This window comes from Neorhizobium sp. PAMB6630, assembly GCF_058242775.1.
Window position 1 is genome coordinate 1,040,303 of record NZ_JBZAYV010000002.1, and the last position, 21,809, is coordinate 1,062,111.

General features: G+C 61.3%; 21 protein-coding genes. 10 read left to right on the top strand and 11 right to left on the bottom strand.

The annotated features are described in order from the left end of the window. Positions 1-9: 9 nt before the first annotated feature. The 7 genes from AC4CWF_RS23515 to AC4CWF_RS23545 are packed head-to-tail and all read right to left on the bottom strand — an operon-like array spanning position 10 to position 6,698. The gene (locus AC4CWF_RS23515) at positions 10-585 is read right to left on the bottom strand and encodes a hypothetical protein (protein ID WP_491285991.1); all 576 of its coding nucleotides are present in this window, start codon (positions 583-585) and stop codon (positions 10-12) included. Continuing rightward, positions 578-1,279 (bottom strand): hypothetical protein, encoded by a 702-nt coding sequence (locus AC4CWF_RS23520; RefSeq protein WP_491285992.1) that lies wholly within the window; start codon positions 1,277-1,279, stop codon positions 578-580. The genes AC4CWF_RS23515 and AC4CWF_RS23520 overlap by 8 nt, the downstream gene beginning before the upstream one ends. Positions 1,280-1,318: 39 nt before the next feature. Further along, a complete protein-coding gene (locus AC4CWF_RS23525; RefSeq protein WP_491285993.1) occupies positions 1,319-2,308 on the bottom strand; it encodes a carbohydrate kinase family protein in 990 nt (329 codons plus the stop codon). After that, positions 2,305-3,351 (bottom strand): ABC transporter ATP-binding protein, encoded by a 1,047-nt coding sequence (locus AC4CWF_RS23530; protein WP_491285994.1) that lies wholly within the window; start codon positions 3,349-3,351, stop codon positions 2,305-2,307. The genes AC4CWF_RS23525 and AC4CWF_RS23530 overlap by 4 nt, the downstream gene beginning before the upstream one ends. Before the next feature lie 3 nt (positions 3,352-3,354). Beyond that, positions 3,355-4,197, bottom strand: a complete 843-nt coding sequence (locus AC4CWF_RS23535) for a carbohydrate ABC transporter permease (protein ID WP_491285995.1) — start codon at positions 4,195-4,197, stop codon at positions 3,355-3,357. Between the two features lies 1 nt (position 4,198). Next, positions 4,199-5,140, bottom strand: a complete 942-nt coding sequence (locus AC4CWF_RS23540; RefSeq protein ID WP_491285996.1) for a carbohydrate ABC transporter permease — start codon at positions 5,138-5,140, stop codon at positions 4,199-4,201. Positions 5,141-5,144: 4 nt separating this feature from the next. Further along, on the bottom strand, positions 5,145-6,698 hold the full coding sequence (locus AC4CWF_RS23545; RefSeq protein WP_491285997.1) for an extracellular solute-binding protein: 1,554 nt from the start codon (positions 6,696-6,698) through the stop codon (positions 5,145-5,147). A 222-nt stretch (positions 6,699-6,920) separates the two neighbouring features. Here AC4CWF_RS23545 and AC4CWF_RS23550 point away from each other — a divergent pair, with 222 nt between their 5' ends. Genes AC4CWF_RS23550 through AC4CWF_RS23570 form a run of 5 tightly spaced genes read left to right on the top strand, consistent with a single transcriptional unit; the run spans position 6,921 to position 12,591 of the window. Next, on the top strand, positions 6,921-8,246 hold the full coding sequence (locus AC4CWF_RS23550) for an NAD(P)H-dependent oxidoreductase (protein ID WP_491285998.1): 1,326 nt from the start codon (positions 6,921-6,923) through the stop codon (positions 8,244-8,246). Further along, the gene (locus AC4CWF_RS23555; protein ID WP_491285999.1) at positions 8,243-9,241 is read left to right on the top strand and encodes a thiamine pyrophosphate-dependent dehydrogenase E1 component subunit alpha; all 999 of its coding nucleotides are present in this window, start codon (positions 8,243-8,245) and stop codon (positions 9,239-9,241) included. Before AC4CWF_RS23550 ends, AC4CWF_RS23555 begins: the two co-directional genes overlap by 4 nt. A 1-nt stretch (position 9,242) precedes the next feature. Beyond that, entirely contained in the window at positions 9,243-10,256 is a 1,014-nt protein-coding gene (locus AC4CWF_RS23560) for an alpha-ketoacid dehydrogenase subunit beta (RefSeq protein ID WP_491286000.1), read from the top strand. A gap of 1 nt (position 10,257) precedes the next feature. After that, a complete protein-coding gene (locus AC4CWF_RS23565) occupies positions 10,258-11,586 on the top strand; it encodes an acetoin dehydrogenase dihydrolipoyllysine-residue acetyltransferase subunit (RefSeq protein ID WP_491286001.1) in 1,329 nt (442 codons plus the stop codon). A 24-nt stretch (positions 11,587-11,610) separates the two neighbouring features. Next, positions 11,611-12,591, top strand: coding sequence for a sugar-binding transcriptional regulator (locus AC4CWF_RS23570; protein ID WP_491286002.1), 981 nt, complete (start codon positions 11,611-11,613; stop codon positions 12,589-12,591). Positions 12,592-12,643: 52 nt separating this feature from the next. On the opposite strand, the gene ptsP is transcribed toward AC4CWF_RS23570, so the two are convergent. Genes ptsP through AC4CWF_RS23590 form a run of 4 tightly spaced genes read right to left on the bottom strand, consistent with a single transcriptional unit; the run spans position 12,644 to position 16,832 of the window. Then, a complete protein-coding gene (ptsP, locus tag AC4CWF_RS23575; protein ID WP_491286003.1) occupies positions 12,644-14,614 on the bottom strand; it encodes a phosphoenolpyruvate--protein phosphotransferase in 1,971 nt (656 codons plus the stop codon). Positions 14,615-14,630: 16 nt separating this feature from the next. Then, the gene (locus tag AC4CWF_RS23580) at positions 14,631-14,915 is read right to left on the bottom strand and encodes a PTS sugar transporter subunit IIB (RefSeq protein ID WP_491286004.1); all 285 of its coding nucleotides are present in this window, start codon (positions 14,913-14,915) and stop codon (positions 14,631-14,633) included. Between the two features lie 7 nt (positions 14,916-14,922). Continuing rightward, the gene (locus tag AC4CWF_RS23585) at positions 14,923-15,411 is read right to left on the bottom strand and encodes a PTS sugar transporter subunit IIA (RefSeq protein ID WP_491286005.1); all 489 of its coding nucleotides are present in this window, start codon (positions 15,409-15,411) and stop codon (positions 14,923-14,925) included. Continuing rightward, positions 15,408-16,832 (bottom strand): PTS galactitol transporter subunit IIC, encoded by a 1,425-nt coding sequence (locus tag AC4CWF_RS23590; RefSeq protein WP_491286006.1) that lies wholly within the window; start codon positions 16,830-16,832, stop codon positions 15,408-15,410. Before AC4CWF_RS23590 ends, AC4CWF_RS23585 begins: the two co-directional genes overlap by 4 nt. 198 nt (positions 16,833-17,030) lie before the next feature. On the opposite strand from AC4CWF_RS23590, the gene AC4CWF_RS23595 reads away from it, so the two are divergent. The 5 genes from AC4CWF_RS23595 to AC4CWF_RS23615 all read left to right on the top strand — a co-directional run bounded on the left by AC4CWF_RS23595 (position 17,031) and on the right by AC4CWF_RS23615 (position 21,805). Beyond that, on the top strand, positions 17,031-18,032 hold the full coding sequence (locus AC4CWF_RS23595; protein ID WP_491286007.1) for a sugar-binding transcriptional regulator: 1,002 nt from the start codon (positions 17,031-17,033) through the stop codon (positions 18,030-18,032). Between the two features lie 294 nt (positions 18,033-18,326). Beyond that, positions 18,327-18,836 carry a helix-turn-helix domain-containing protein gene (locus tag AC4CWF_RS23600; protein WP_491287781.1) on the top strand — a complete coding sequence of 170 codons (510 nt, stop codon included), beginning with the start codon at positions 18,327-18,329 and terminating at the stop codon, positions 18,834-18,836. A gap of 132 nt (positions 18,837-18,968) precedes the next feature. Then, on the top strand, positions 18,969-19,910 hold the full coding sequence (locus AC4CWF_RS23605) for an ABC transporter substrate-binding protein (RefSeq protein ID WP_491286009.1): 942 nt from the start codon (positions 18,969-18,971) through the stop codon (positions 19,908-19,910). 87 nt (positions 19,911-19,997) lie between these two features. Continuing rightward, entirely contained in the window at positions 19,998-20,795 is a 798-nt protein-coding gene (locus AC4CWF_RS23610) for an ATP-binding cassette domain-containing protein (protein WP_491286011.1), read from the top strand. Continuing rightward, the gene (locus tag AC4CWF_RS23615) at positions 20,792-21,805 is read left to right on the top strand and encodes an ABC transporter permease (protein WP_491286013.1); all 1,014 of its coding nucleotides are present in this window, start codon (positions 20,792-20,794) and stop codon (positions 21,803-21,805) included. Before AC4CWF_RS23610 ends, AC4CWF_RS23615 begins: the two co-directional genes overlap by 4 nt. Positions 21,806-21,809 lie beyond the last annotated feature (4 nt).

Sequence of the window (21,809 nt, forward strand, 5' to 3'; positions counted from 1 at the left end):
TCTCCGCATCTAGAGCTGCGCGCGAAAGATGTCCGGCATCGACCAGTTAGGTTCATGGCCCAGCAGCTTTTGCAGAAAACCAGCGGGAAAACTGCGGTTTTCTGCAGAATTTTCCTTGAACGACCACCAGCTTCGAAGATCGTCAACGGATGGGCTGACATCCACGTCGAAATCGAACTCCTGCTTCATCGCCGCCGAGTGAATGGACAGGCAAAACATCGTGCAGGCATAACCTTCCGGCCAGAAGGCGCCGACGGCGGTGCTTGCCCTGCCGCCGACAGCCTCCGAGATTCTGCGGATCGGCAGATCGGAGATCAATTCCCGCAGCATGAGGCAGGCAGCAAATTCGAAGAAGGCGCGGCGCTTGGCTTTGTCGCGCGGTTTCTGACGGTCGATGGCCTCAAGCCAGCGGATGAAGACCTCGGCCAGCTTTTCGTCATCAATGGCGAAGGTGCAGCCAAGATGGCGCGCGCAGGCCTCCACATGGGCATGGAAGGCGAGCTTGAACCAGCGAAAGCGCCGTACCGCAAGACGCAAAGGCTGGTTGGTTGGCGGGAGTGCAACCCGAAGAAGCGTCTCAGACATTGACGGCATACCGTTCGAACAGTTTGCGCAGGGCCTCTACATCGCCTGCCGCGCAGCCACGGACAATCACCTCGGCAAGGGCCTGCGAGAGTTCGCAGGCCGACAGAAGCGCCATGTCGTAGTCCGCATCGGAACGCTCGGCAAGCAGCCATAGCAGAACCGAAAAGCTCGCCAGCGTGTCGGCCTCGCCCGCCACGGGGCGCGCCTGCGACATCGGTTCCTCGGCGCGCACGACCCGAAGGTCCAGCATGGCCAGAAGCAGAATTGCGGCTGATGTTTCTACCGTTTGCTCCGGCTTGGCCGATTGGCGCATGCGCTGAAAGGCCGTACGGGCCGCCGCCTCGCTGATGAAAGCATCCACTGTATGCAGATGGCGCAGAGCCTTCTTCAGCGCTTCATACGCGACAACCGCAAAGGGGGCGTCTCCTTGGGGATGCGCCATGAATTCCTCGAAGGGGGCGGCAGGTGAGGCTGTCGAGGTGAGGACCTTGCCGGCCAGGCGAGATGCCAGGTCATCAAGGCCCCGAGCGATATCATCGACATCGCCGAGAAGTGTCCTGGCCAGACGGGCTGCCGGTTCGGGCAAGGTTTCCATCGCGCCGACCTCCTGCAGGGACTTGCGTCCGCTGCGCAAGACATGGCGCACCCCGCGCAGGACCTCCCTGAGGGTTGTCGTATCCGGACGGATAGGCATCAGGTTCACCGCGTTCACTCCCCTTCCCGAGAGGCTCTCTTATACCGTGATCAGGGCTGGCACGGAAGCCTCAAGACCTTGTCGTTGACGCGTCGAACGGATGAATTCGAGCGTGCCGGCATAATCGCGCACACCCGCCTGGCTGCCGAGGCCGGTCGCATTTTGCGCCGAAGACGCCTGCGCAAGTTCAACGCACTCCTCTGCCGACAATCCCTTGACGAGCCCCGTGGCAAAGCCGCCGTTGAAGCAGTCGCCGCAACCGCAGGTGCATTTCACATCCACCTCGAAGGCGGGTGTGTAAAATTCCCGCCCATCGCTGCCACAGTAATAAGCCCCCTCGGCGCCGAGTGTCAGGATGACGCAGCCTGCGCCGCGATCCAGCAGAAAATGCGCCAGATCCCGGTTATCGCTGAGGCCGGAAAGCGCCCGTGCCTCTTCCTCCGAGGGAAGAAAATAATCGGTATAGGGCAGCAATTGCGCGACCTTGGGCAAATCTTCCGCCGTCGAGGCAAACACGTCCAGCGTCGTGATGACGCCCCTGCGCTTTGCCTCGGCCATTACCTCGCGCGTGCGGCCGGTGTCGTCCATCCGGTTCATCAGGCCGACGCCGCCGACATGCAGAATACGCGTGTCGAGAAGGCGCTCCATCTGGCCGTCATCGATAAAGAAGGCATCTGTCGCGCCCCGCTTGTGAAGAGCCGGCCGTGCACCATCAGGCCGGGTGGTCACGATGGAAGAGGAGGTGGAAAAGTCCGGGCAACGCGCCATCAACTCCGTATCGATGCCGAAGGAGCGCAGTTTCATCAGCACCCAGTCACCCATGTCGTCCTCACCGACGCCACCGGCCGCCTGCACGCGAAGCCCGTGTTTGGCCGCGACGATGGAGGCGGAACCCGCCGCACCAGAGACCGCCAATGTGAAGTCTTCCACGAAATAGGTGCCGCCGCCCGGCGCGATCTGGGTGACGGGTCGGCAGAGGGCATCGAAGGTGTAAAAGCCCATGCAGGAATAGTCGAAGCGGGTGCTCATGTTGGCCTCCGGATGCGATCACCGCGCTCGGAGAAGAAATAGAGGCGGGACGGATCGAAGCCAATGGTTATAGGCGTGTCGATCGGCGCACGAAAATCGCGTGCGGCCTTGATTTCGACGGAGCGTTTGCCTGTCTGGACCGTGAGATAGGTCGTATCGCCCGTTGGCTCGACCCCGTAGATCATGCCCCCAAGATGCTCGCCGCCCACGACGCAATCCTCCGGCCGCACACCAAGCGTGACGCGTCCGTTCACATGCGGCGGGCAGGGCACTGCGACCCCCTCGCTGCGGAAAACGCCATTGCTCGCCTCTCCGTCCAGCAGGTTCATGGGTGGCGACCCGATAAAACCGGCAACGAAGGTGTTTGCAGGATCGGAATAGATGTCGTCCGGTGTGCCGACTTGCTGAATGACACCGCGGTTCATGATGACGATCCGGTCCGCGAGCGTCATGGCCTCGATCTGGTCATGCGTGACGTATACGGTGGTGACCTTCAACTGCCGTTGCATATGCTTGATCTGCACCCGCATGCTGGCACGCAACTTGGCATCCAGGTTGGAAAGCGGCTCATCCATCAGGAAGACCTGCGGTTCGCGCACCACGGCGCGGGCAAGGGCTGCACGCTGACGCTGGCCGCCGGAAAGGGCGGCGGGCTTGCGGTCTAGGAAGGATCCAAGCTCCACCATTTCGGCAGCCCGGCGGATCAGCCTGTCGTGCTGGTCGGCCGGCACCTTGCGCATGCGCAACGGGAAGCGGATGTTGTCGTAGATCGTCATGTTCGGATAGAGCGCATAGCCTTGGAAAACCATGGCCACGTCCCGGTCTCGCGCATCGATCTCGTTGACGACTTCGCCGCCGATGACGATTTTCCCGTCTGTGGGATGTTCCAGCCCGGCGATCATGCGCATGGTCGTGGTCTTGCCGCAGCCGGATGGACCGAGCAGCACGAGAAATTCCTCGTCGGCGATTTCAAGCGACATGTTCTCGACCCCAACAAAAGAGCCGAAGTGCTTGACGATATTGTTGAGTTGAATGGAAGCCATGGTTCAGCCTTTCACCGCGCCCATCGTCAACCCGCGTGAAAGGTGCTTCTGGATCAGGACCACGACGATCAGGATCGGCACGAAGGCGAGGAAGGAGACGAGTGCAATTGCATTGTAAATGATGCCGTCCGAACCGCCGGTGAAATTCGCCAGCGCAACGGACATGGTATAGGCCTTCGAGGTCGAGGCGATCAGCAGCGTGAACAGGAATTCGTTGATCGCGAAAATGGCCGCGATCACCGCCGCTGTGATGATACCGGGAAGGCAGGCAGGAATGATGATTTCCCGCAGGATCGTCAGGTCTCCGGCACCGTCCGTGCGGGCGGCGTCCTCCAGTTCCTTCGGAATATCCAGCATGTAGCTGCGGATGATCCAGGTGACGAGGCTGAGGTTTATGGCGGCATAGACCAGCATCAGCGCCCAGACCGTATCGAGAAGACCAATGCCCCGGAACAGGAAGAAGATCGGCACGGCAACGATGGCAGGCGCCATCATGCGCGTGGAAAGAATATAAAAGCCGATATCTTCGCGTCCTTTGAATTCGTAGCGGGCCAGTGCATAGGCCGCCGGTATGGCAAGCAGCAGATCGATGACGACCGAGCCTGCAACCGCGACGAGGGAATTGCGCAGATAGCTGGCAATCGGCCAGTCACTGACCAGCAGCCGCCAGGCATCGAGGCTCCAGTTCGGCCAATAGATCGGGTGGGGCACGATGATCTCGGTGCGCGGGCGAAAACCGATGGTCAGGAACCAGATCATCGGCGCAAGGCAGACGATGGCCCAAGAACCGAGAATGACATAACGAAGCCACAGGCTTTCGCTGCGATCACGACGAACGGAGGCCATGTCAGCTCCTTCCCGAGCGGAAGGCCCGCTTCACAAGGGTTTGCGCAATGAACACCGTCATTGCCAGCATCAGCACCGAGGCGGCGGAGGCATAACCGAAGTTGAACATGCGAAACCCCTGGCGGTAGATGAAGAAGCTCATCGTCTCCGTCGCGCCGCCGGGAGACCCCTGCGTCATGATGTAGACATTGGTGAACATGGTGGTGATGTCGATGCCGCGCAGCGTGACGGCAACCACGATGACAGGCCGCATCATCGGCAACGAAATATTCCAGAAGATCGCCGGCCAGGAGGCCCCGTCGAGCCGGGCGGCCTCTTCGATTTCCTGGTCCTGCCCCTGCAGCGCCGCCACGAAGATGATGAACAGGAAGGGTGTCCATTGCCAGACATCGGCGACGATCAGTGTCAGTCGGGCGAGCCAGACGGAGGCGAGCCAGTCGACATTGCCGTTTACAAGCCCCAGCGTCATCAGCAGGTCTGACACCACCCGGCCGTCATTGAAGGCAAGCTTCCACATGAAGGCGACAGCCGAGGGCATGAAGAGCATGGGCATGAGATAAACGATGCGCCAGCCGCGGATGAAGGGATCGCGATAGGCAAAATAGGCAATGGCAAGGGCTATCACCGTCTGCGTCGTGAGCGACAGCCCGCCGATCACTGCCGTATTCCACAGCGCGGCCCAGAATTCGCCATCCTGTAGGATGCGCTCGTAATTGCCGAGGCCGGCCCAGGTCCACTTCAGGAAACGGACCACGAAAAGGCTCTGGTAAATGGCAAAGAGGCCCGGATAGAGGGTGATCGCCAGCAGGTAGAGAACGGTTGGCGCCACAAGGAGATAAGGGAAGGCGCTGCGCAGCAGCGGCGAGCGGCGACGCAGTCCACCGGTGGACGGACGGGCGGTGACTGACGCCACCGCCTTGATGCTGTTTGCGGAATTTGCCATCGGCTCAGAACGGCAGAGCCTTGCCGGCACCGACATACATGCCGGGAGCGACATCCGCATAGGCAACCGGCCCCTTGCCGCCGGAGAAGCCATTTTTCTCCATGATGCGTTTCCAGGCTGTTTCGCCGTTTTCCAGCGCCTGCTTGGCAGAAATCTGGCCCGTCACGGCGCGGTTGATCTCGTTGCCGAGCGCCTGTTCCATCTCGAACATGCCAGGCAGGCGCGGCGCGCACCAGGCATGCTCCAGACTGTCGGCCCAGACCTTGGCGGGCTGGCTGACGGCGCGAAGACGCGGATTGGCCAGAACCGAGCGATAGCCCGGAGCCACACCATTGGCATTGGCTTCGTTCATGGCCATGATCGAGGCCGTCGTCAGGAAGGCCAGCATCAGGAAAGCCCCTTCCGGGTTCTGAGCATTTGCCGCCACACAGGAGGTCGATCCGGCAATGTTTGGCGGTGCAAACACGCCGCCCTTGATGCGCGGCTCGTAGATCGTGACAAAATCGTCGACGATCTTCGACTGATCCGGGCGCATGGCCTGCGTGCCGCTATCCTGCCAGCTGATATTTGCGGCCACCTGACCACCCAGCCAGGCGGCACGGTTTTCACCCCAGCCAGCACCGGCAACGCCTTCAATGGCGTTCTTCTGAAGCGCCATGATGATGTCCATGGCCTTCAGGCCGGCATCGCCGTTCAATGTCGGGTTCCATTGCTCGTCGAACAGTTTAAGGCCCGCCTGTGCAGCAATATGCTCCCAAGTGTAGGTGGCCCAGAAGCCGCGCGCCAGCATGAGGCCGACGCCGGAGACGCCGCCGCCAAGCTTATTGGCCTCGCCGGTAATGCGGATGAGTTCGTCATAGGTCGGAACCGACTTTGCCGGATCGATCTTGCCGCCGAGGATCTTTTCCATCGAAGACTTGCGCAGATGCACCATCTGCACGTCGCAGTCGAAGGGGATGCCGACCAGTTTGCCACCGAAATAACCGTAGTTGAGGCGATAGGTGTCATAGAAATCGTCAAGCGGCAGCTTCCACTTGGCCGCATAATCATCCAGTTCGGCGAGGAACCCGGGACCTGCAAAATCACCGAGCCAGGGAGAAAAGAACTGCAGCGCATCGAAGGAAGCATTGCCGGAAATGAATTCGGCGACGGCCTTGTCATAGAAGCTGTCGTCGGGGATCGGAACCAGCTCCACCTTGATACCCGAAAGCTGCTCAAAGGGCTTCAGGCCCTCGGCAGCAGATTCCTGATCGGCGGCGCCAATGGCAAAACGTACCGTCTTGCCTGCCTGTTCGGAACGGACCTTCTCCCAGTCCACGGCGCGAATCCAGTCCTTTGCCGGATCCCATAGCGGCTCATTGGTCATGTTGTAGAGCTTGCGGTAGTCGGCCCGCACATAACCTTCGACGGAAATGCCGTCGAGAACGGTTTTGACGTCCGGCAGGGACGTCTTTGCCAGAGATGGCACAGCAAGCCCCCCGAGGCCGGCGGTGAGACCGGCCGCTGCCGTTGTACGCAAAAAGCCGCGGCGCGAAACCGCTGCGAATTCCTTACCCATATCATCCTCCCAGTGTGATCAATCGTATGCTTGAACACCGCTGCGCATCTCCTCCGCCCAGCGATTATTTGAACATAAATTACCCTACTAGATAATGTGTTCATATTGTTTTCGGTGTCAATCGAGAAAAAGCGCTGCAGTGCATCATAATATGATCTGAACTTACTGTTGACATAAATAACAAATGTACGCAATCAATGGCGCATCAAGGAGGATGTGTCCATGCCAACCAATGTTGCCCTAACCGGGCTTGCCCGCGATTTATCCGTACGGGCTCAAACTGGAAAACCCGTTCGGATCGGTCTTGTCGGTGCTGGAGAGATGGGAACCGATATTGTCAGTCGCGTCGCGCATATGCAGGGCATTGTGGTCGGTGCGATCAGTGAGGTGCGGGCAGGCGCTGCCGAGCGATCGGTGCAGATTGCTTATGGTACGGATGATCGTTCGCGACGCGTGGCAAGTGCCGATGCTGCCAATGCCGCGATGGAAGCCGGACTGATTGCCGTCACCGACGATATGGCTGTGCTGCTGAACGCGGGATTGATCGATGTCGTGGTCGATGCGACCGGCATTCCGGCCATCGGCGCACAGGTAGGCCTTTCTGCCATGCAGGCGGGCAAACATCTGGTGATGATGAATGTCGAGGCGGATGTAACGATTGGCGCATACCTGCGCGCAGAAGCCGAAAAGCTCGGTGTCGTCTATTCGCTGGGCGCAGGCGACGAACCTTCCAGTTGCATGGAACTGATCGAATTCGTCAGCGCCATGGGCCATCGCATCATTTCCGCAGGCAAGGGCAAGAACAACCCTCTCAATATCGACGCGACGCCGGATCTCTATGCCGAGGAAGCACACCGGCGCAACATGAACCCGCGGATGCTGGTGGAGTTTGTCGATGGATCGAAAACCATGGTGGAAATGGCAGCCATTGCCAATGCCACCGGTCTTCTGCCCGACAGACCCGGCATGCATGGCCCGGCCTGTTCACGCGATGAGCTGAGCAAGGTTCTGGTGCCGCAGTCCGCCGGCGGCGTCCTGTCTTCCAGCGAAGGCTGCGTTGATTTTTCGATCGGCAAGGGTGTCGCGCCTGGAGTCTTCGTCGTGGCGGAGATGGACCACCCGCGCATCCGCGAACGCATGGAAGATCTAAAGATGGGAACGGGTCCCTACTTCACCTTCTTCCGCCCTTATCACCTCACATCGCTTGAAGTGCCGCTGACCTGCGCGCGCGCCGTGCTTTACGGCAAGGCCGATATGGTGCCGATGGCACGCCCGGTGGCCGAAGTGTGTGCCGTGGCCAAACGGGACCTGCAACCGGGCGAAACGCTCGATCAGATCGGCGAATATTGCTACCGCGCCTGGATCATGACGGCGAGCGAAGCGCGCGCCGCAAATGCAGTGCCTTGCGGCCTGCTGTCTGGCGCACACACAACGGCGCCGGTGAAGAAAGGGGAATTGCTCACGTCCCTCAACACCGCGGTGCCGGCCGATAGCCCGATTGCCATGCTGCGCGCCCGCCAGGATGCGATGCTGGAGAGCCTGAAATGAGCATGACAGACAATCGCCCCTTTGCCATCCGTACCTATTCGCCGGAGCAGTTGAAGCAGGCGCTGAAGCGGATGTATCTGATCCGCCGCTTTGAGGAAGGCGCCGAGCAGAGCTACATGCGCGGGCTTATTCACGGCACGATGCATCTTTCCATCGGCCAGGAGGCCAGCGCCGTTGCCAGCTGCATCGAACTGACGGATGCGGACAAGATCACCTCCACCCATCGCGGTCACGGCCACTGCATCGCCAAAGGTGCGGATGTCGGGCGCATGTTTGCGGAATTCTTCGGCAAGGAAACCGGTTATTGCCACGGTCGCGGCGGTTCCATGCACATTGCGGATGTGCGCACCGGCAATCTTGGCGCAAACGGCATCGTCGGCGGCGGGCTACCGATTGCTGTGGGTGCTGCCCTCTCGGCCAAGCGCCTTGGGCGCAAGGATGTGACGCTGTGCTTCTTCGGGGATGGCGCAAACAACGAAGGGGCCTTCCATGAGGCGCTGAACATGGCGGCCATCTGGGCGCTGCCGGTCGTCTTCATCTGCGAAAACAACCACTACGGCATGTCGACGTCAGTCGAAAGATCAACCGCCGTGCGCCAGATTTCCCAGCGCGCCGCGGCCTATTCCATGCCGGGGGTGACGGTGGACGGCAATGATTTTTCCGCTGTCGCAGAAGCTGTGCATGACGCAATCGCCCGCGCAAGGGAGGGCGGTGGCCCAAGCCTCATCGAAAACCTCACCTATCGCTGGCGCGGCCACTCGAAATCCGACCGCAACCGCTATCGCACCAAGGACGAAATCGAAGCCTGGATGGCGCGCGATCCCATCGCCCGTTTCCAGGCGGAACTGATGACCCACGGCATTCTGGACGAGGCCGAAGCCACGGCCATCGCTGACGCCGCAATCAGCGACGTGGAGCAGGGGATCGAATTTGCCCGGGGCAGCGCTGCCCCGGCCATCGGCGAAGTGACCCGCTATGTATATGCAGAGGCCTGATATGGACGCGACGGTACAGGAAACCTCCACCCGGACACTGTCCTATTCCGAAGCCATCCGCGAGGCCATGGTGATTGCCATGGAGGCGGACCCGACGGTTATTTTGATGGGCGAGGATATCGGCGTTTATGGCGGCGCATTTCAGGTGACGCTCGATCTCGTAGACCAGTTCGGCCCCGACCGTGTAATGGATACGCCGATTTCCGAACTGGGTGGCGCAGGCGTGGCCGTGGGTGCAGCGCTCACCGGTCTGAAGCCGATCTTCGAGTTCCAGTTCTCCGATTTCGCCACCCTCGCCATGGAACAGATCGTCAACCAAGCTGCCAAGCTACGCTATATGCTGGGCGGCGAGGCGTCCGTGCCGGTGGTGTTTCGCATGCCGGCCGGCTCCGGCACGGGTGCTGCGGCCCAGCACAGCCAGAGCCTGGAAGCCTGGTTCGGTCATGTTCCGGGCCTCAAGGTTATCCAGCCTTCCACGCCGGAGGATGCCAAGGGAATGCTTCTGGCAGCACTTGCCGATCCGGACCCTGTCCTCGTGTTCGAACACAAGCTGCTGTACAAGATGAAGGGCGAAGTTCCGGCGGGCTATTACATCACGCCCATCGGCAAGGCCGCCATTCGCCGTGCGGGCAGCGATCTCACGATTGTTGCCGCTTCCATCATGGTGCATCGCGCGCTGGAGGCGGCCGTTCAGCTGGCCGCGGAAGGCGTGAGTGCGGAAGTCATCGACCTTCGCTCCATCCGTCCCATTGATCACGAGACCATTCTGGCCTCCGTACGCAAGACAGGACGCCTGCTGATCGTCTACGAAGGGGTGAAGAGCTACGGAATCGGCGCGGAAATCAGCGCCATGGTGGCCGAAAGCGATGCTTTCGATTTCCTTGATGCGCCGATCCTGCGTCTGGGCGGAGCGGAAGCGCCCATTCCCTATAACCCCGATCTGGAGCGTGCAGCCGTTCCGCAGGTCGAGACGATCCTGTCTACGGCGCAGCGCCTGGCGCGCCGGGAGGTCTGACATGCCTGTGGAAGTGATCCTGCCCAAAGTCGATATGGATATGACCCATGGCACGCTGGCCGTATGGCATGTGAAGCCTGGCGATGTGGTGCAAAAGGGGGCCGCTCTTTTCGACATCGAGACGGACAAGGCCGCCATGGAGGTGGAAGCACCGGCCACGGGTAGCCTTCAGCACGTGACGGCGGCACCGGGCACGAAAGTGCCGGTCGGCTCCGTGATTGCCTGGATTTACACGCAAGGCGAAGCCGTCGATACGCCGCCGCCCGCTGCTGCACCGGTTGCCGGAATGGCTGAGGACGTGGTGACTGCGCCAGAGGCCGAAACGCCGGCGCCTGCCCTGATGCCCGCGATCCAAAGCAGCGATGCGCCGAGCGCGAGAGAATTGCGAGCGACGCCTGCGGCCCGCCATGCCGCGCGAACGGCTGACCTAGACCTGCCGGATGTTACCGGCAGCGGTCCCCGCGGGCGGATCCAGAAGGAGGACGTGGACAATCATCTCACTCTTCGCCGCAGCGCGGCGCCGTCACAACCTGCCGTCGGCTGGGTGCCGGAAGGCGGTCCGCTCGCCGTCACGCGGCGCGCTGGCAAAGGCATGCCGCTTGTTCTCCTGCATGGTTTTGCCGCCGACAGCAGCGGCTGGCTGCCTCTTGAAAAGGCCCTATCATCGGAGAGGGCGCTGATCCGCATCGATCTGCCGGGGCACGGCCGCTCACCAAAGCGGAAGATCCGCGACTTCGCCCATCTGGCGCGCATGGTGCTGGATGCCTTCGACGAGGCAACACGCAGCGTCGATGCGGTTCATCTTCTCGGCCACTCGCTGGGCGGCGCCCTGGCCGCCGCAATCGCGGATATCCGCGCGCCGCGTATCCTCAGCCTGACGGCGATCGCACCGGCAGGCCTCGGGCCTGATATCAATGGCGCCGCACTCGCCGGGATTGCGCGTGCCACCCGTGTCGAAAGCCTCTATCCTTGGCTGCGCCAGCTTGCCGGCAATCCTGACCTGATCGGTGAGGATTATGCGAAGGCTGCCATGCGCGGCCGTGCCGATCCGGGTTTGCGGGCCTGCCAAATGGACATGGCGGAGTTGCTTTTCCCGGATGGCGTGCAGGCTTTTGATCTGCGGCCCGCCTTTAGCCGTCTTTCCATGCCGACCTCGATCATCTGGGGGCGACGGGACGCGGTGACGCCATTCCGCCATGCCTTGACGGTTGACGCTGATTTAGCACTTCATTTCCTGCACGGTATCGGGCATATCCCACACTTCGAATGCCCGGAGCGCATGGCAAAGATCGTCGAAAGACAATTTGCAGCTGCAGAAGCTCTGGGTTGAGCCACATCACCAGGAGTGTTGCGGATGCAGGAGGTGATCAGGCCGACGGGGGCGCAGAGCGAAGCCGACCGCCTGCGGGCCAAGGCCGTCTGGCTTTACCATGTGGAAGGCAAGACCCAGAACGAGGTTGCCGCCATGCTGGGCATCAACCGGATCATGGTGGTGCGCGCCCTGGCAGAGGCGCGGCGGCGAAACGAGGTGCGCGTCACCATCTCCTCGCCGCTCGCGGAACTGACCGAACTGGAGCGCAAGCTGGAAACCGGCTACGGGATCAACCGGGTGATCGTCGCACCGTTCGATGATCCGCAGGCCGATCCCGTCAAGGTGATTGCGGCTGCGGCCGGCGGCTTCATTTCGAGCCTGATGAAAGCCGGCATGTCCGTTGGTGTCGGCTGGGGCCAGACACTCTACAACACGCTGCCCTTCATCCTGGGAGGCGCACTCGACGATTTTCGCGTTGTCTCGCTGCTTGGCGGTATCGCGGCTGCCCGGCGCTTCAATCCGGCAGAGTTTGCCTGGCAATTCGCTGAGTTATTTCAGGGCGAGGGGTTTTTGATCCCGGCGCCCGCAGTGGTCGACAGTCCGGAGACAAAACATGCCCTTCTCGAGCGCTGTGGCCTCGCCGCGATCTTCGAGATGGCCGACAAGCTCGATGTGGCCCTGCTGTCGGTGGGCGGCATTTCCACGCTGACGACAAGCTACCGTGCGGGCTATATCTCCGAATCCGACCGGCGCTCCCTGGTGGAGGCCGGTGCAGTAGGTGACGTGCTCTACAACTTCATCAACGAGAAGGGCGAGATCGTCGACCATGAGGTGAATTCCCGCGTCGTCTCCGCCAGTCTTTCCCGCCTGCAACGCACGCCGGAACGGGTCCTCATTTCAGGCGGCAAGGAAAAGATTCAGGCATTGCGCGGCGCTATCCGCATCGTCTGCCCGACCACCTTCATCACCGATGAGCAGACGGCCCGAGCCCTGATTGGGGAGGGCGGGCAAGGGCAAGCCTGACAGTTGCCCTGCCTCACAGCCTCCCACAACAATCGGGAGGCTGGTCTGCCCGTTATCCCCTCACATAACCGGGGACGGCGCTTTTCATCTTGAGGATAGAGGCCGGCGACATGCTGAGTTCGCTCACGCCTGCCGCAATGAACTGCTGCGCGACCCCGGGGTCCCCCGCCGCTTCCCCGCAGAGACCGACCCATATGCCGGCCTGTTCTGCGGCCTTGCAGACCATGCGGATCGCCTGCAGGACGGCGGGTTGGTCCACCCGGCAGAGACCTGCCACGCCAGGGTTCAGCCGGTCCGCCGCCATCACATATTGTGTGAGGTCATTGGTCCCGATCGAGAAGAACTGCACCTTGCGGGCAAGAGCCTCGGCAGCGAATACGGCTGCCGGCGTCTCGACCATAATGCCGAGCACGAAATCTCCGAATTGCCTGCCTTCTTCGGCAAGCTCCCTGCGGCAGAGGTCGATCACGGCACCGGCCGCATCGATTTCGTTTGCCTCTGCCACCATCGGCAGCATCACGTGCAACCTGCCGAAGGGGGCCGCCCTCAACAGAGCCCTGAGTTGCGGCTTGAACAGATCCGGCCGCTTCAGGCACAAGCGAATGCCGCGCACGCCCAGAAAAGGGTTTTCCTCGCGTGTGAGGGAAAGGCTGCGCACCGGCTTGTCGGCGCCGATATCGAGCGTCCGGATAACCACAGGATGATCCGGGAAGGCAAGCAGCAGGCGTTTATAGACCTCCAGTTGCTCCTCCTCATCCGGCAGGTCGTTTCTGTTCATGAACAGGAATTCGGTTCGAAATAGCCCGACACCCATCGCGCCGGACGCCTGCGCTTGAAGAATTTCCTCCACGGAACCAAGATTGGCGGCAATGGTGATGGCAACGCCATCGGCAGTTTGCGGCGCAACGCCGGCCCATGCCTGCAACGCCTGCGCTTCGCTTCTGGCCGTTTTGAGCCGCTGAAGAATGTTAGCGCGGGTGAGCGCATCCGGATCCGGAAAGACCGTTCCGCTGTCTCCATCAAGCGCAATGTCAACGGCATTGCCGAGGCAGCCGTGCGGATCCTCAACGCCGAAGACGGCGGGCACGCCTGCCGCCCTCGCCAGAATGGCGGCATGGCTGGAGGCCGAGCCATGACGGGCGACAAGTCCGCCGAGCCGCGCAAGATCGGCTCCGCCTGCTTCCGCGGCACTGATTTCATCGGCGATCAGCACGCTGCCCGCCGGGACGTCGGCAAGGCTCACCGGCTTTTTGCCCTGCAAGCGCAGCGCCGTGAGCCGCGCAAGGCTTGCAATATCTTCCGAGCGGGCACGGGCATAGGCATCATCGAGCCCAGACAGTTCGGCAGCAAGCTCGGCTCCGGCGGCCAGAACGGCCGCGCCGGCGCTTTGTCCGCCGCGGATCAGGGTTTCGATGCGGGAAAGCCATTCAGCATCGTCCGACAATTCGGCAATGGCATTCAGAACGTCTGCCGTGCCGCGACGGCCGGCCATCGTCGCCTGTTGGCGAAGCTCCCGGCAGACATGCTGCGTGGCGTCCCGCGCCGCGGAGATTTCCGTGTTGAGATCGACCACTACTGGCGAGAAGGTGTCCAGAACCGGTTGCCGGAAGTGAAATGCCGGGCCTATCGCGGCGCCTGAACCTCCTGCAATGCCCTTCAGGGCATTTGCGGCAGGTGCAATGTCCGCCGTGTTGCCCGGCACAGTCGCGTCCGGATCGGGTGAGGTTTCCGGTCGCGCCGCGTGGTGCGGCGCCGTGTGGTTGCCCTGTCGCGCTTCCAGAAAACCGGCGATATCTTCCACGGCACGGTCGGCATCGTCGCCAATCGCCCTGATGGTAACGTCGGCCCCTTCCTTCAGGCTCAGCAGAATGAGCTTGAAGGACGAGCGTGTCGTGGCCGACTGCCCCTGATGTTCGAGGAAAAGCTCGCTGTTATAGCCCTTCGAGAGCTTGACGATTTCTGCGGCGGGCCGGGCATGGATGCCACCCGGAACCGACACACGAACGGCGCGCTGGATTTCCATGTGCTCTCCTTCTGTCTCAGGCCCGCAGGATATCGGCAATCCTGTCGATTTCGGCGTCGCGACCGATGCCCGTCAGAAAGGCGAGCGTGACGATGGCCGGTTTCGGCAGGTTGGGCGGCAGTGGCGTCGTGGACACGATCAGATCGACGCCATCCAGCAGGCTGCGCACTTCGGTCGCCTTGCACTGGCGGGTCTCAACGTCAATTCCACGATCGCCCATCGCTTCGGCAATGGCTGCGGCAACGACGGTGGATGTGGCAACGGCAGTGCCGCAGGCAACGAGGACTGTTTTCTTGGCCATGGTAGTCTCAACCTCCCAGTTTGAGATGACGATCGATGTCAGCGTAGATCTGACCGCTTTCTGTCGCTTCGCATAGAGACTGAAGCGTTTTATTGTCCTGAATGAGCCGGCCTATGGCCGACAGCATCTCAAGCTGTTCTTCCTTGTTGCGCAGGGCCAGCATGAAAACCAGGCGAACGGGCAGTTCCTTGTCCGGGTCATCCATGCTGCGGAAGGTCACCGGCTCCCGCAGCGTTGCCACCGCAGCACCCGAGGCGATGACATGGTGCGGATCCGTGTGGGGTACGGCAACCGCCAAACCGTCTTCCAGCGGCAGTCCGGTCGGCATCTCCAGCTCGCGTTGTTCGACCGCATGGCGATAACTGGGGTGAACCTTGCCGCGGCGCAGAAGATGATCGGCCAATTGACCGATCACTTCGCTGGAGCTTCGTAACGTCAGTCCGGTGAAAATGTCTTCCCTGGAGAGGAAGTTCGTCGCGTTTGCACTGTCTGTCATGCAGATACCCTGCTGCCTTTGGATGGGGCGGTCTTATCCGGGCTGGCCGATGCGAGCGCTTCCATGGTGGCGGCGCGAGCCTTGAGCAGCCAGATGCAAATGCCGATCACGGCCGCGATGGCAGGCACAGCCAGCCAGCCGAAGCCGCTGAACAGCTTCACCACGACCCAGCCGATCCACACGAAACCATCCCCGATGGCCGTGATCTGGCTGGCATTGGCCGGCATCTTGAAGCCGGCACTATCAGCTGCCGACGTGAACAAGGGCGCAAGAGAGCCTGCAATGTAGAAGCCGATCGTCAGCGTGATCGTGCCGATAATGACCATGCGCAGGACATTGCCCCGCACGATGGGCGCTGCCAGCGCCACCACGAACGGGATAACCGCCAGATCGGCAAACAGAATGACGCGATTGCCGGGCAGGATGATCGAGAGAATAATGGCGATCGGAACCAGGAGCAAAGCCGACGAGATGGCCGCCGGGTGGCCGATCAGGATCGCTGAATCGAGGCCGATATTGATCTGCCGGTCGCCAGCGCGCTTGCGCACGAAATCACGCGCCGCCTCCGAAACCGGTATCAGCCCTTCCATCAGAATCTTGACCATGCGGGGAAGCAGCAACATCACGGCTGCAAGGTTGATGCCGGCCTTCAGCACCTTGGCCGTCATGGCCGGAATATCCGCCGGGTTCCAGAAGCCGACAAGGCCCAGAACGAGACCGATGATCAGCCCGAGGATCACGGGCTCGCCGGCAACGCCCAACCGCTTCTGGATGTGATCGGTGGACAGATCAATGTCACGCAGGCCCGGAATACGCTCGATCAGCCAGTTGGTCAGGATGGCGATGGGCAGGATCTGCGCGGACAGCAGATGCGGCACCGAAACGCCTGGAAGACCATAGAATTCCTGGACCGATTTTGCGCTCCAGTCCGCAAAGAACAGGGACAGTGCTGCCATGAGGGCAGCGGCCGCAAGCCCGTAGGGCAGGGAGCCGGTCGCCGCAGTCACCAGCGAGCCCACAAAAGCAAAGTGCCAGAAATTCCACACATCGACATTCAAGGTGCGCGTCCAGCCGAGCAGAAGCAGGCCGACGTTGACCGCAATGCCAATCGGGATAACCCAGAGACCGACCTGCGAGCCGAAGGCAATGGCGGCCGACGACGGCCAGCCAACGTCGACGACATCACGGGTGACCCCGGTATTCGTGGCAATCGCCTGCGCGACGTCACTGAGGTTCGTCCACATCAGCCCGATGACCAGATTGATGCCGATGAAGGCGACCCCGATGGTGACACCGGCGCGGAAGGCCTTGCCGGGTTTGGCACCCAGGACAAGGCCGATGATGAAGATCATGATGGGCAGGAGCACGGTCGCTCCCAAATCGTCAATAACGGCCTTCAGGCCGCTCAAGAATGCGTCCACGTTTTCCTCCCTCACGTGAATGACCGTCAACACCTGCATCCACTCCCCTGGATGCACTTTTGTTCGTCGACGATCATATTGTTCAGTTCGGCAACCTGTGTCAAGTGTGCATTAACTGCGCAAATGTGCAATCGATTTGGTTTGCGGGCAAAGTTGCGGCATACTGGCGCCAAGGGGACTCAGCAAGGAACGGAAGCGATGTCGCGCATACGCTCGGACGATCATGACCTGCAGGTAATGGCTGCCTGGCTCTATTACGTTCATGGGCTGGGGCAGGAAGAAGTAGCCCGTCGACTGGAAGTGTCGCGGACCAAGGTCGTGCGGATGCTGTCTGCGGCGCGCGAAAGCGGCCTCGTCAAGATCAGCCTCGAACACCAGATGGCCGAAACGCTTGCGCTGGGAGACTGGATCGCCGCCACCTACAACCTTGCCCGCTGCATTCTAACCCCGCCAGCCGACGCCGCCAATCCGGAAGATCCGCTGCTTGATCCCCAGCGCAAGGATGCGGTCGGCATTGCTGCGGCGAATTATGTCAGCCGGCGCATCCTCAACACGCGCAATGTTTCGGTCGGGGTCGGCGGTGGTACGACGGTTCGCCGCACGATCGAGGCGATGCGCATGTTGTCGAAGCCGGATTCCCGCATCGTTGCACTGATGGGGGCATCGCACAATGACGACGGAACCAGCGCCTATTCGCTCAGCCTGGAAATGGCAGAGATTGTCGGCGGAAGCGCCCGCACGCTGCCCATCCCTTTCGTCCTTGGCCTTGCAGAAACCTGCGCCGCGCTGAAGGCCGATTCCTATATTCGCCCGATCCTTGCCGAGATGGCCTCCACGGATTTCAACGTCATTTCCTGCGGCAGCTGTGAAGAAACCGGCAGCTTCTTTCTTGCGTCCGGCATTTCCGCAGGCGAACTGAAGGATGCGCGCCAGGTGGGAGCCGTCTGCGAAGTGGCCGGACATTTTCTGAAATCAGATGGATCACGCGCCGATACCGGTTTGAATGACCGACATACCGGCATAGAGTTTGCAGACCTGCAGAAGGCGGATAATGTGGTCGTGGCAGCCGGGATGGCCAAGACGAAGCCGTTGCTCGCCCTCTTGAAGGCTGGCATCGCCAACACGCTTGTGATCGACCACAGCATAGCAGCCGGTCTGGTTGCCGAACGCCCAAAAAGCGCGGAACCGCCGCCGGGTTAGAGCTGGGCGTCTAGCCGCTCCTTTCGAAGGGTGAAAGACTGAAGCCGCCCAAAGGAGCCGACACGCTGTTCCCTGCACTTGTTTGATGCCCATCGCCGCCAATTGTGCCGCATGCTGGACATCGATTAATCCGAAGCGTTAAACTCGCGCCCTGATTAAATGTGATGCCGAATAATGAATATGCTAGATCCGCAGCCAAGGGCCGAGCTTCGTGAAGACAGGGGCGAGGACAAGATCCATTCCAATCCGGCACGCCTTGGCGCACGGCTGAAATTGTCGCGCCAATCGCGCGGGATGACGCTGAAGGCGCTGTCGCTCGCGGCGGAATGTTCGGAAAGCCTGCTCTCCAAGATCGAAAACGGCAAGGCATCGCCCTCGCTTCCCATGCTGCACCGGCTTGTCGGCGTGCTCGGAACAAATATCGGCTGGATGTTTGAGGAAACCGATGGTGACGAAGGTATCGTGTTTCGTGCCGGCACGCGGCCGTTGATCGCGCTTGATCCGCTGCGCCGCGGCGAGGGCATTTCGCTGGAGCGGGTCATTCCCTATTCGGCCGGGCATCTTCTGCAGTGCAATATCCACCATATCGAGGCGGGCGGGCAGAGCAAGGAACCGATCCGCCATGTGGGCGAGGAAGTGGGTTATGTGCTCGCTGGCGAAATCGAACTGATGGTGGATGAGCGCACCTATCGCATTGGTGCCGGCGATACATTCGTGTTCAATTCCGAGCGGCCACACTGGTATCGCAATGTCGGAACGGAGCGGGCGAGCATCTTCTGGGTCAACACGCCGGCAACGTTTTGAGCAGGTTTTTCAGCTGCCCGAAAACCATGCAGGCCGTCATTCAAGTCTCTTGACATTCATTCAAGTTACTTGAATACTTCCCCTCGTGAATTCGTGACGAGCCCTGAACGGGCCGCAACAAGGGGAACTTCCATGCGTCTTACGAAATATCTTTTGAGTTGCGCCGTGGCCGCCACCATCTCGGCGGGTTTTGGGGCAGGGGCAGCGCTGGCCGATACGTTCGCGCTGGTCACGATCAACCAGCAGGCGCTGTTTTTCAACCAGATCAATGATGGCGCAAAGGCCGCCGCCAAGGCTGCCAATGCAGACCTCGTGATCTTCAACGCCAACAACGTGCCCGCAGCCCAGAACGACGCCATCGAGAACTACATCACCCAGAAGGTCGACGGCATCATTCTCGTCGCCATCGATGTCAATGGTGTGAAGCCTGCCATCACGGCGGCAAAGAAGGCCGGCATTCCCGTCATCGCCATCGACGCGCAGATCCCTGATGGCGACAACGTCGCCTTCGTCGGCGTCGACAACACCAAGGCCGGCGAAGAGATCGGCACGTTCTTCTCCGATTACGTCAAGGGCAGCATGGGCGGCGCGGCAAAGGTCGGCGTCGTCGGCGCGCTCAACTCCTTCATCCAGAACCAGCGTCTCGATGGCTTCAAGTCGGCGGTCAAGGCCGGCGGCCAGAAAGTGACCTTCCTCGACACGGTCGATGGCCAGAACGTGCAGGACGTGGCGCTGAGCGCTGCCGAAAACCTGATGACGGCCAACCCCGACATGTCGGCGCTTTACGCGACCGGCGAACCGGCTCTTCTCGGCGCCGTCTCCGCCGTTGCGAGCCAGGGCCGCACCGACAGCATCAAGGTGTTCGGCTGGGATCTCACCAAATCCGCCATCGACGGCATCGATCAGGGCTGGGTCACCGCCGTGATCCAGCAGGATCCGGCCGGTGAAGGCAAGGCTGCGGTTGAAGCGCTGGCCAAGCTGAAGAAGGGCGAAAAGGTCGAGCCGATCATCAATGTGCCCGTCACCATCGTCACCAAGAAAAATGTCGATCAGTTCCGCGGCATGTTCAAGTAAGCTCCGCATGAGGTGCCACGGCGGCGATGTTGCCGTGGCACCCCAGTGCTGTTTCCTGTTCCGGCAAGCGTGCAAGGCATGACTGTGATGATCGACACTGACACCTACCGCGTCAGGATGACCGGTATTTCCAAACGTTATGGCACGATGCAGTCGCTTGACGACGCGTCGCTCAGCCTGAAACCCGGCGAAGTGCTGGGTCTGGTCGGCGATAACGGCGCCGGTAAATCCACCCTGAGCAAGGTTCTCTCAGGCGCGGTCATTCCGGACGCCGGAACAATCGAGATCGACGGCAAACCGGTGTCCTTCACGTCGCCAGCGGATGCGCGGGCCGCCCATGTGGAAATGGTCTACCAGGACCTTGCCCTCTGCGACACGGTGGATGTGGCGGGCAATCTCTTTCTCGGCCGCGAGCCGAAATGGCGGCTCGGCGGCATTCCCCTGCTTGATAAGAAAACCATGCATGCCCGCGCCCGCACCATGCTCTCCAACCTTGGCATCGTCATTCCCGATACGCGCATGAAGGTGGAAAACCTCTCAGGCGGGCAGCGCCAGTCGATTGCCATTGGCCGCGCCACCTCGTTCAACCCGTCCGTCCTCATCATGGATGAGCCGACCGCCGCCCTTGCCGTGGCGGAAGTGGAGGCCGTGCTGGAACTGATCCGCACGGTCAGCGCCCAAGGCGTCAGCGTCATCCTGATCACGCACCGTCTGCAGGACCTGTTTCTCGTCTGCGACCGCATCCAGGTGATGTACGAAGGTCGAAACGTGGCCGAACGGCGCATTGAGGACACCAGCATCGAAGAGGTGGTCAATCTGATCGTCGGACGAAAGTTTTCCGCCCGTTCCGCCGGGCGCGCTGCAGATGAAGGCGTTTCCGCATGACCGTGCCGCACTCCCACGCCAACCCCTCGCACCCGCCGCGCCTGCGCAAGGCACGCCTCATCGACCGGGCCATCGCCAATGGCGGCATCGTGTCGATCGCGCTGTTTTTCCTCGTCGTTTGCATCATCTTCAGCGTCTACACGAATGCCTTCCTGACCGCGCCGAACCTCCTCAACATCATCCGCCAGTCGGCGCCGCTGCTGATCGTTGCCGCCGCAATGACCTTTGTCATCACCACCGGCGGCATCGATCTCTCCGTCGGTTCGGTTCTGGCGCTCTCGGCCACGCTGTCGGCGGCATCCCTGCAAGCCGGCATTCCCTGGCCGCTCACCATTCTGCTGATGCTCGGCCTTGGCGCGCTGACGGGTCTCATCCAGGGCTATTTCATCGCCTATGAGCGCATCCCCTCCTTCATCGTCACACTGGCCGGTCTGTCGGTCATCCGGGGGCTCGCCTTGCTCATCACCGGCGGTTATTCCATTCCGGTCGAACCGTCGAGCCCGTTTACCGCAATCGGCCGCGCCTGGATTTTTGGCGTGCCGGCTCCCGCGCTGATTGCCATCGTCATTCTCATTGCCGCCTTCGTTACCTTCAACGAAACGCCGTTCGGTCGTTACGTGACCGGCATCGGTGCCAATGCCGAGGCGGTGAGAAGAGCAGGGGTCAATACCCGCGTCGTCACGCTCTGCGTCTACGTCATCTCCGGCATGGCGGCGGCAACCGCCGGCATCATTCTGGCCGCCCGCCTCGGCTCCGGTTCCTCCAATGCCGGCCAGGGTTTTGAGCTGGATGTGATCGCGGCCGTGGTTCTTGGCGGAACGAGCCTGTTCGGCGGGCGCGGCACTGTCGTCGGCACCGTGCTTGGCGCGCTGACGGTTGCCGTCATCGCCAACGGCCTCATCCTCTCGCACATGTCGCCCTTCTTCACGCCCATCGTGACGGGCCTCATCATTCTCGTTGCCATCTGGCTGAACTTCCGCCTTTTCAAGGGCGGCGCACGGAGCCGTTGATCCA

What these genes read in the sequence shown, in the direction of transcription:
- AC4CWF_RS23515 (WP_491285991.1), bottom strand. Translation starts at nt 585, where the DNA reads ATGTCTGAGACGCTTCTTCGGGTTGCACTCCCGCCAACCAACCAGCCT.
- AC4CWF_RS23570 (WP_491286002.1), top strand. Translation starts at nt 11,611, where the DNA reads ATGCAGGAGGTGATCAGGCCGACGGGGGCGCAGAGCGAAGCCGACCGC.
- AC4CWF_RS23520 (WP_491285992.1), bottom strand. Translation starts at nt 1,279, where the DNA reads ATGCCTATCCGTCCGGATACGACAACCCTCAGGGAGGTCCTGCGCGGG.
- AC4CWF_RS23605 (WP_491286009.1), top strand. Translation starts at nt 18,969, where the DNA reads ATGCGTCTTACGAAATATCTTTTGAGTTGCGCCGTGGCCGCCACCATC.
- AC4CWF_RS23565 (WP_491286001.1), top strand. Translation starts at nt 10,258, where the DNA reads ATGCCTGTGGAAGTGATCCTGCCCAAAGTCGATATGGATATGACCCAT.
- AC4CWF_RS23610 (WP_491286011.1), top strand. Translation starts at nt 19,998, where the DNA reads ATGATCGACACTGACACCTACCGCGTCAGGATGACCGGTATTTCCAAA.
- AC4CWF_RS23555 (WP_491285999.1), top strand. Translation starts at nt 8,243, where the DNA reads ATGAGCATGACAGACAATCGCCCCTTTGCCATCCGTACCTATTCGCCG.
- AC4CWF_RS23540 (WP_491285996.1), bottom strand. Translation starts at nt 5,140, where the DNA reads ATGGCAAATTCCGCAAACAGCATCAAGGCGGTGGCGTCAGTCACCGCC.
- AC4CWF_RS23600 (WP_491287781.1), top strand. Translation starts at nt 18,327, where the DNA reads ATGACGCTGAAGGCGCTGTCGCTCGCGGCGGAATGTTCGGAAAGCCTG.
- AC4CWF_RS23580 (WP_491286004.1), bottom strand. Translation starts at nt 14,915, where the DNA reads ATGGCCAAGAAAACAGTCCTCGTTGCCTGCGGCACTGCCGTTGCCACA.
- AC4CWF_RS23535 (WP_491285995.1), bottom strand. Translation starts at nt 4,197, where the DNA reads ATGGCCTCCGTTCGTCGTGATCGCAGCGAAAGCCTGTGGCTTCGTTAT.
- ptsP (WP_491286003.1), bottom strand. Translation starts at nt 14,614, where the DNA reads ATGGAAATCCAGCGCGCCGTTCGTGTGTCGGTTCCGGGTGGCATCCAT.
- AC4CWF_RS23545 (WP_491285997.1), bottom strand. Translation starts at nt 6,698, where the DNA reads ATGGGTAAGGAATTCGCAGCGGTTTCGCGCCGCGGCTTTTTGCGTACA.
- AC4CWF_RS23615 (WP_491286013.1), top strand. Translation starts at nt 20,792, where the DNA reads ATGACCGTGCCGCACTCCCACGCCAACCCCTCGCACCCGCCGCGCCTG.
- AC4CWF_RS23550 (WP_491285998.1), top strand. Translation starts at nt 6,921, where the DNA reads ATGCCAACCAATGTTGCCCTAACCGGGCTTGCCCGCGATTTATCCGTA.
- AC4CWF_RS23530 (WP_491285994.1), bottom strand. Translation starts at nt 3,351, where the DNA reads ATGGCTTCCATTCAACTCAACAATATCGTCAAGCACTTCGGCTCTTTT.
- AC4CWF_RS23595 (WP_491286007.1), top strand. Translation starts at nt 17,031, where the DNA reads ATGTCGCGCATACGCTCGGACGATCATGACCTGCAGGTAATGGCTGCC.
- AC4CWF_RS23525 (WP_491285993.1), bottom strand. Translation starts at nt 2,308, where the DNA reads ATGAGCACCCGCTTCGACTATTCCTGCATGGGCTTTTACACCTTCGAT.
- AC4CWF_RS23585 (WP_491286005.1), bottom strand. Translation starts at nt 15,411, where the DNA reads ATGACAGACAGTGCAAACGCGACGAACTTCCTCTCCAGGGAAGACATT.
- AC4CWF_RS23560 (WP_491286000.1), top strand. Translation starts at nt 9,243, where the DNA reads ATGGACGCGACGGTACAGGAAACCTCCACCCGGACACTGTCCTATTCC.